Genomic DNA, 8,354 nt, shown 5'->3' on the forward strand with positions numbered 1-8,354 from the left:
ATTTTGCTATCAGCTTCCTTCAGATTCAACGTCGCCGTTGAACCCTTGCCGAGTCGCTAACCTTTCCCCTCATCGGGCAGGTTCGGGATTTGCACCCTATAGAGAGACGCCCTGCTGGGCGCACATGTGACAAAGCCCAGACGATTAAATCTGGGCTTTAAAATTTTGGTGCCGACGGCGAGATTTGAACTCGCACGGCTCTCGCCGCCACCCCCTCAAGATGGTGTGTCTACCAATTTCACCACGTCGGCTAAATCAAGAAGTCCGTATTCTAGCGCGGAATTTGATTTTGTGCAGGAGATTCGCTACTTTTTTCTACAGGAGCTTTAACTGGCTCCGGAGCCGGTGCAGTAGTTTCGGAAACTGTACCCAAAACACCGCCGGAAACTGGGGCACGATTGTGCTTTGCACCTACTGTCAATGCCAAAGTGGAGCAGAAGAAAATCGTTGCCGCAACCGCAGTGGAGCGAGATAAAAAGTTTGCAGAACCGGAAGCACCGAAAAGTGAACCGGAAGCGCCGCCTCCGAAAGCTGCGCCAAGATCAGCTCCTTTACCATGCTGTAAAAGAACCAAAACAATAATTGCTAGCGCACTCAAAACTTGAAGCACGATGGCAATAGTAAGAATGTAATTCATTTTTGTTTCTAACCGTTAAACAATAAACTCTACCGAGCTGGCCGCTTGGGCAATTGCATAAAAATCTTCAGCCTTTAATGAAGCTCCGCCAATCAAACCTCCGTCAATATCAGGACAAGCAAACAGCTTTTGAGCATTTGATGGCTTTACTGAGCCTCCATAGATTATTCTCAAGGAATCCCCAGCATCAGAATTGCGTGATTTTACACTATCTCGAAGGATCTTGTGAACTTCTTGCGCCTCCTCCGGTGTCGCAGTTTTTCCTGTTCCAATAGCCCAAACGGGTTCATAGGCTAAAGCGCCGGTGACTAGCATTTCAGGCCCGATGACATCAAGAACTGCATTGAGCTGTGTTAAGACAACTTCATTAGTTCGTCCCGCTTCTCTTTCTTCCAACGTCTCACCGACACAAACAATGGGACGGAGTCCAGCTTCGAGAACTTTTTGTGCTTTCAAAGCAACCATTTCATTAGATTCAAAATGGTACTGCCGGCGCTCGGAGTGACCAACAATAACAAAAGAGCATCCTACATCAGCAAGCATATTTGCTGCTACTTCACCAGTGTAAGCACCATCATTATGGACAGAACAATCTTGCGCTCCTACTCCCATGTGAATTGCGGAAGTCATCAGACGATTTCTTAAAAAAGGAATAAAGACGTACGGGGGACAAATAGCGGTCTCAGTCTGAGTTTCTAAAAAAGCTGTGTAATGAGATACCCAGTTTTCAATAAATTCCAATGAACCGTTCATTTTCCAGTTGCCTACGACTAAGCCTCTGCGCATGGAATCCTCTATTTGTAATAGTGAAAAAAATAAGTTTAGCAAAGGCGCCAAGAATAAAAATTAAATTCTTGACGTCTGCTTTTGTAACAAAACTATATTGGAAGGAAAATGTCTTAACCTAGCAAGCCAGTTGTTCCTGTTTTTCTTGTTTCATAAGCCATTTTCGAGAGGAACCTGACTCATTCCAGCCTACTTCCCTTCCCCGCGATTGAATTCTTTCTTCCAAATGTAAGCCGAAATGGAATGGGTCATCGTTGAGACCGGGCTTATGATCGTAAAGTTGATAGCCTTCTCTGAATTTAGTAGGAGAGAGATTCGGCATGATGACGTTGCAGCCATATTCAATGGCAATCTCTCTTCCCTCCGGATGAAGAACTTGGAGGGCGGTAGCGGCTGCAATATTAATATTGCCCATTACCAGTCTTGTAACCGCAATCATATTCAAAGAAAGTTGAAAAAGAGCCTTATTCTCCATTTGTCCGAGAAACTCTAAATCTGCTTCTTCAGACATTAAATACGGTCCCATGCCAATCATGTCTGCATCTACCTGCTGGAACATGCGGATATCCATACAAAGATCCTTTAATGTCTGACCGGGAATGCCAATCATTACTCCCGTTCCGACCTGGTAGCCGCATTCTTTTAAATGCTTCAGACACTCTAAACGATGATCCAAAATTTTTTCGTATTTTCCTTTTGCCGAGTGAAGCATGCAGAAAAGATCCGCATTAGAAGTCTCAAATCTTGCCAAGTAGCGCAAATTGGATCTATTACCGCTGGCAACAGCCCAACGTTCATAAACTTCTTTTGTTTGTTCTCCCAAAGACAGAGTTACGCCCACTCCATCTAGAAGAACATCGCTTACGGTTTGTTTGTGAATTTCTCTGAGGCACTCTTCAATGAAACTGATAAATTTCTCGTCTCTTCTTTCGCCTGCCTGCAAACAGATAGATGCATAGCCATTGCGAGCAGCCCAAACGGCCTGATCAATAATTTCCTGCTTGGTCATCTCATAGCGGCGTACTTGATGATTGTCCTTCCTAATTCCGCAGTAACGGCAATTCGAAGTGCAGATGTTGGAACATTCAATGAGGCCTCGGTAATAAACCTTGTTTCCCATCAAGGCAGTTGTTCTGCGATAAGCCTCTTCTTGAAGAAGCTTGCACTGTTCCGGATCTTTTAATCCTAAAAGAAAAATAATTTCTTCATTCGTAAAATCCGTTTTTTTCAATAATTCTTTTAGATTGAACAAAGTAAGCCTCTAAAAATGGAAAATTACCTGATTATCCCAATCTTCTTTTAATTCTTAATCGATCATTCTGAATAGTTGCTAAAAAGTTAATTCAGAATCACTTGTTATCAAAAGGAAAACACTTAGGAAAAACTAACTGAGAACTGATTTCACTTCCTTAATGGGATTAATTCCTTTCAAATTAGGAGAAGCTATGGGCCTTTGAGCTTAATGGAGAATAGATCATTAGCGGGAGAAGGAAAAGATGAAAACGTTTCAAAAAGCAAAGAAAAACCGGCACTTCCAAATACTTCTCTGCTTTTGAGAATACTTGAATAATGCCGGTTGATTACCGGGGCTTAACTAGCCGACGATAATGTCCGGATTTTCAGAGGACTGCTGTTTTTCAGCTGGCTTTTCTTGACGAGCAGGTTTCTCAATCAAAGCTTTCATAGAAAGTTTGAATTTGCCTTTTTCATCAATTTCCAAAACCTTCACGCGAACTTCCTGACCTTCTTTCAGATGGTCAGCAACCTTGGCAACTCTTTCGTGAGCGATCTGACTGATATGAAGGAGACCTTCTCTACCCGGCAGAACCTGAACAAAAGCGCCGAAGTCAAGAATCTTGGTGACTTTGCCAACGTAAATCTGGCCGACTTCAACATCTACCGTGATTTCGTCAATACGTCTCTTGGCTTCATCAGCAGCTGCCTGGTCAACAGAAGCAATAGTTACGCTGCCGTCATCTTCGATATTGATAGAAACGCCTGTTTCTTCTGTAATGGCACGAATAACTGCACCGCCTTTACCGATAACGTCTCTAATCTTTTCCGGATTGATTTTGAAACTCAACATACGAGGAGCATACTGGCTGAGTTCACGCTTTTCATCGCCAACTGCTTCATGCATGATTCCGAGAATATGCATGCGGCCTTCTTTAGCTTGAGCTAAAGCGACTTCCATAATTTCCTTGTTAATGCCTTCGATCTTGATATCCATCTGGAGAGCAGTAACACCATGATCTGTCCCGGCTACCTTGAAGTCCATATCGCCTAAGTGGTCTTCGTCACCAAGGATGTCGGTCAAAACAGCAAACTTGTTGCCTTCCTTGATAAGGCCCATAGCAACACCGGCTACGAAGTCTGTCAGAGGAACACCTGCGTCAATCAAGGACAAGCAGCCTCCGCAAACGCTGGCCATAGAAGAAGAACCATTGGATTCACAGATTTCAGAAACTACTCGCATTGAGTATTCGAAATCTTTTTCGGATGGAATAACGGCGCGAAGAGCGCGTTTTGCCAAACGTCCGTGACCGATTTCACGGCGCTTCGGAGAACCGACACGGCCTGTTTCACCGGTAGCAAACGGAGGCATGTTGTAGTGCATCATGAAGCGTTCGCGATATTCACCGCCGAGAGAATCAACAATCTGTTCATCCTGCTTTGTACCGAGAGTAGTAACAACCAAAGCCTGTGTTTCGCCGCGTGTAAACAGAGCGGAACCATGAGTTCTCGGGAGAACACCTGTACGGATTTCGATTGGGCGAACGGTGCGTGTATCACGGCCGTCGATACGTCTTTCTCCGGCAAGGATCTTGCCTCTGACGTGGCGTGCTTCCATTTCGAAAAGGATATTGTTGACTTCGTTAGGATCAACTTCTTCCAATTCGCCGGCTTCAATAGCAGCGGCAATTTTTTCTTGAACGTCTTCATAGACTACACGAAGGCATTCGTTTCTTTCTTGTTTGTTTCTATGGGTGAAGGCGTCGTTGATTCTGTCACCGACGATTTCTGTAATCTTAGCTAAGAGAGCTTCATTCTTAGGAGCCGGTTCCCAATCCCACAACGGCTTGCCGCCTTCTTCAACAAGAGCGTCAATGGCTTCGATAACTGCCTGCATCTGTTCGTGACCGAACATAACAGCTCCAAGCATAACTTCTTCGGAAAGCTGCTGAGCTTCGGACTCAACCATAAGAACGGCACGTTCAGTACCTGCAACAACCAAGTCAAGCTTAGATTCTTTCAACTGGGATTCAGTCGGGCAAAGAACATATTGATCGTTGATATAACCAACACGAGCTGCGCCGATAGGACCGTGGAAAGGAACACCGGAAACTGCCAAAGCTGCAGAAGCTGCAATCATGGAAGGAATATCAGGATCAACTTCGGGGTTGACGGAAAGAACGTGAATGATGATTTGTACTTCATTGAAGAAACCTTCCGGGAACAACGGACGGATAGGTCTGTCGATCAATCTGGAAGTTAATGTTTCTTTTTCGCTTGGACGGCCTTCACGTTTGAAGTAGCCTCCAGGAATCTTACCGGCAGCGTATGTTTTTTCGATGTAGTCTACAGTCAGCGGGAAGAAATCCTGACCTGGTTTTGTTTCTTTCTTTGCTACAACAGTGGCAAGAACAACTGTGTCGTCCATGTTGCAGATAACAGCACCGGTTGCCTGACGAGCGATTTCACCGGTTTCAAGTGTGACGGTATGCTCACCGTACTGAAAAGTCTTTACGACTTTATTAAACATTGTCATGTGTAGTATTCCTTTGACTCGGCACACTGCGGTATCTGCGGCTCAGAAAAATTTAGTTTTTTCGTCACGCACATATCGCAACGCGCCGGTTTAAAAATATTGAACCAAAAATGAACACAGCGGCAAGCGAACCGAATCGCTGACCGCTGCTGAAATCATCTTGCCGATTGCAAGGATTACTTACGAAGACCGAGAGCGTCGATAAGAGCCTTGTAGGCGTTTACATCGCGACCCTTGAGGTAGTCAAGTAATTTACGACGACGAGAAACCATCTTCAAAAGACCACGACGGCTGTGATGATCTTTTGGATTTACTTTGAAGTGTTCTGTCAATTCGTTGATACGGCCTGTCAACAAAGCAACCTGAACCTGTGGAGATCCTGTGTCGCCTTCAGACTGTGCAAACTTAGCAATAATTTCAGCTTTCTTTTCTGTGGTTTGTGCCATTTTAAATTTCCTTTTCGCCTAAGCGATGTTAACTTGCGGTTTCAATTGGAATTAATCGAACCGTGTTGAAAAACATCGTGCATTATAACGGAAAAACCTTAATTCGTCCGTGAGCATAAGTTGTAAATGAGTTTATTGGAGACCATGGACAGTATTTGAGCAACTTCTCTCATTAATCTTCTATTTTTTGTTTCAAATCAGTCACTACCTTCGGTTCTTTCCATTTGTACTGCTTACTCAGCCAAGACTTTTCGAAGATTGGAAAATTGCAGTGAATTCCCGCCAAATCCAGCAGCATATAAGAGAGCCAATCAGACCGGAAAGAAGAGCCTTCCTGAACTTCCTCACCTTCTGAGAGATCGCTGTAAGGCGTCCAAAACAAAAATGGAATGGTATAACCGCCCAACGAATTGTTGGAATGACCGGTTCTATCTTTTCTTTGTCCGGTCTCAACGCTGTGATCAGACAAAAAAATCCAAGAGGTTTTTACATCGGGATGGTTCTTATCGAAATTCTGCGTCAGCTTCAACGTATCAAAGAGCACTGCATCTTGATACAACATGGCCCTATCGTAGTGCTCAAGCATTTCTAATGTCCTTATGCTTCGCCCCTTCTCTTCCAACCTTGCCCTAGTTGCATCTTGGTCATTCCACAGAGAACTCATTTCAGACGGATATCGGAAAGAGAAATGAGGATGGATGCCAATCAGATGAACAACGATTAACTTTTTATCACCCGGTGTTTGTAAAGCTTTTTCTAATTCCGGGAGGACTTTTTCATCCATGGAAGTACTGGAGCGGCCGGCAACCCGATTTAAGTTAACCGCAGTATTAGAAAAATCTTGAAACTCGGCTTTGATTGCTACATCGTCTTGGTTGCTGATCCAGTAGATCTTGTAGCCGGCGGCTTTGAAGAAAGCAAAAAGTTTAGATTTCGAGATAGATGACGAGTCGGGGAATTCGAACATGTCATTGAATGCTGCAACAGTACTTGACTGAGTGGAGAATGCTTCTTTACTTACATGTAATTCGGAATCCTTGTCCGCTTCCTTAAGTCGGGGCGTTGTATCTCTGTCATATCCATAGAGGCTCATATTTTCACGATTCATGCTTTCGCCGACTACGAGAACTATGGTTCTTGGTCCCGGTTCAACGGAAAGGATATGTTTTGCTGCACGATCCAGAGCGGCATTGTTTTCTGCTTTTATATTTTTCCAATAGCTCTTTTTCTCTTCGCAGGATTGATAAAAAGTTAAGAGGCTCACCGGAGGAAAATGTGCACGCCAAGCTCTTTGGTACCAACCAAAGAGACTTAAACAGATGATGAGACCGGCAAACCAATAAAAATATTTTGAGCGCAATGGGGCTTCTTTCACCAGCGAAATTGCCAGATATGTCTGAGAAAGAAAAATGAAAAAAGCAACGGCAGACCATAGGACTATCTGAGGTGCCATTGCCATCAGATACTCTTTTGATTCCGATAGTGAAGTATTAGCTATCGATTCAAGAACAAAGCCTGAATTCAAACTCGCCTCGTAGGCATCTCGCAAATATGCTTGAATGCCTAAATAAAAATCGGAAAGTCCAAAGATGACCAACGAAAGACAAAAAAGCGTCTTCCTGACATTCGATGAAAAAGGAAATAACAGAATTAACGCAAAAGGAAACGAAAATAGCAGGACCTGAAGAGATTTAATGGCTCCAACGGCATACCATCCGAATAAAAAAGAGAGCAGGAACCAGATAAAAACTAATACTGCCGCTTTATTCTTTTTCATCGTTGATGACCTCTTATCCTTCTACATTCTTCAAAAGCGCTTATATCATTTTTCTTAGAGTTTTCTTTTGTTTAGATGTAACCAAGCAAGAAAAGAATTTTCGCGAACTTTTGAAGTTAAAACGTCCTTCCCCATAACAGACTCGTCACTCAGAGGAGAGCCAAGGCCTGATTGAGACAATACCTCCTCATTAGTCTTCTGCTTCTTTCTGCTCTTTTTGGGCTTAGGTTGAGGAAGATTTTCGTAAGCTCGGCGAAAAAGCGTTAGTAAAAGTTCTTGGTTTTCCGGATCTTCAACCAGCCACATAGGATTGACTGCACCATCAAAAAGTTTTTGTTGAGGAATTTCCGGCCACTTCTCTCTCATCTGAGCATTTGTTTTGACAAGAAGTTCTTCTCCGCATAAGAAGCCAACCGGCTTTTCGTTGATGTAAATGCAGAAAACAGAAAACATTTTTCCGACGTGTACTTCGCCCAGGGGTCTGAGTAAATCGGCGTAGTACTGTGCGAGAGAACTGCTCATGAAAAAATGAGAAAACAGAATTTTTTATTTTCTCAATTTTTTGCTCGTTTGTAAATGTCGTTTTGTACGAGGTAAAGAAAATGACGCTTAGTTACAATTACACCTGAGTGAACTTGTGAGCTTAGAAATTTTGTGAGTTCCCTGTCATGCAGTATCGAAAGAACCCATAAATTCTCTTTTTAACTGTCGACCCTCCCACAGACAGTAGTCGCCATCCATAGTCGATCGGCGATTTTTTTTTGCCAGCAATTTGGCCTTTGACATCCTCCTCTTCGTAAACGAAGAGGATTCCTACCACCACTACAACAGCCGTAGCCTATTGTTGTAGAAGGTCTCGTTGGGTTCCTGCTGACAACGGCCTTACTGCACCGTTCATTTCACAGGCTAACCGGGCGTGTCCCGCCCTTAATACATTTA

The 8,354-nt window shown here is 43.6% G+C and carries 7 protein-coding genes and 1 tRNA gene; all 8 read right to left on the minus strand.

The features are described 5' to 3' along the window. Window positions 1-166: 166 nt before the first annotated feature. Window positions 167-251: transfer RNA gene (locus ACYQ4O_RS12690), tRNA-Leu, on the minus strand. Window positions 252-271: 20 nt separating this feature from the next. Further along, window positions 272-637, minus strand: a complete 366-nt coding sequence (secG, locus tag ACYQ4O_RS12695) for a preprotein translocase subunit SecG (RefSeq protein ID WP_308514769.1) — start codon at window positions 635-637, stop codon at window positions 272-274. Between the two features lie 15 nt (window positions 638-652). Next, window positions 653-1,423 (minus strand): triose-phosphate isomerase, encoded by a 771-nt coding sequence (gene tpiA / locus ACYQ4O_RS12700; protein ID WP_460175838.1) that lies wholly within the window; start codon window positions 1,421-1,423, stop codon window positions 653-655. A gap of 118 nt (window positions 1,424-1,541) precedes the next feature. Continuing rightward, on the minus strand, window positions 1,542-2,654 hold the full coding sequence (gene hydE / locus ACYQ4O_RS12705) for a [FeFe] hydrogenase H-cluster radical SAM maturase HydE (protein WP_460175839.1): 1,113 nt from the start codon (window positions 2,652-2,654) through the stop codon (window positions 1,542-1,544). 363 nt (window positions 2,655-3,017) lie between these two features. Continuing rightward, window positions 3,018-5,192, minus strand: coding sequence for a polyribonucleotide nucleotidyltransferase (gene pnp / locus ACYQ4O_RS12710; protein WP_460175840.1), 2,175 nt, complete (start codon window positions 5,190-5,192; stop codon window positions 3,018-3,020). 176 nt (window positions 5,193-5,368) lie between these two features. Further along, window positions 5,369-5,638, minus strand: coding sequence for a 30S ribosomal protein S15 (rpsO, locus tag ACYQ4O_RS12715; RefSeq protein ID WP_066592107.1), 270 nt, complete (start codon window positions 5,636-5,638; stop codon window positions 5,369-5,371). A 172-nt stretch (window positions 5,639-5,810) separates the two neighbouring features. Continuing rightward, window positions 5,811-7,415, minus strand: a complete 1,605-nt coding sequence (locus ACYQ4O_RS12720) for a phosphoethanolamine transferase (protein ID WP_460175841.1) — start codon at window positions 7,413-7,415, stop codon at window positions 5,811-5,813. A gap of 54 nt (window positions 7,416-7,469) precedes the next feature. Next, the gene (locus tag ACYQ4O_RS12725; RefSeq protein WP_308514781.1) at window positions 7,470-7,937 is read right to left on the minus strand and encodes a TfoX/Sxy family protein; all 468 of its coding nucleotides are present in this window, start codon (window positions 7,935-7,937) and stop codon (window positions 7,470-7,472) included. Window positions 7,938-8,354 lie beyond the last annotated feature (417 nt).

It is taken from the genome of Turicimonas sp. TL08 (genome assembly GCF_054660695.1).

Coding starts and splice junctions, on each gene's coding strand:
- secG (WP_308514769.1), bottom strand. CDS start 637: ATGAATTACATTCTTACTATTGCCATCGTGCTTCAAGTTTTGAGTGCG.
- tpiA (WP_460175838.1), bottom strand. CDS start 1,423: ATGCGCAGAGGCTTAGTCGTAGGCAACTGGAAAATGAACGGTTCATTG.
- pnp (WP_460175840.1), bottom strand. CDS start 5,192: ATGACAATGTTTAATAAAGTCGTAAAGACTTTTCAGTACGGTGAGCAT.
- rpsO (WP_066592107.1), bottom strand. CDS start 5,638: ATGGCACAAACCACAGAAAAGAAAGCTGAAATTATTGCTAAGTTTGCA.
- ACYQ4O_RS12720 (WP_460175841.1), bottom strand. CDS start 7,415: ATGAAAAAGAATAAAGCGGCAGTATTAGTTTTTATCTGGTTCCTGCTC.
- ACYQ4O_RS12725 (WP_308514781.1), bottom strand. CDS start 7,937: ATGAGCAGTTCTCTCGCACAGTACTACGCCGATTTACTCAGACCCCTG.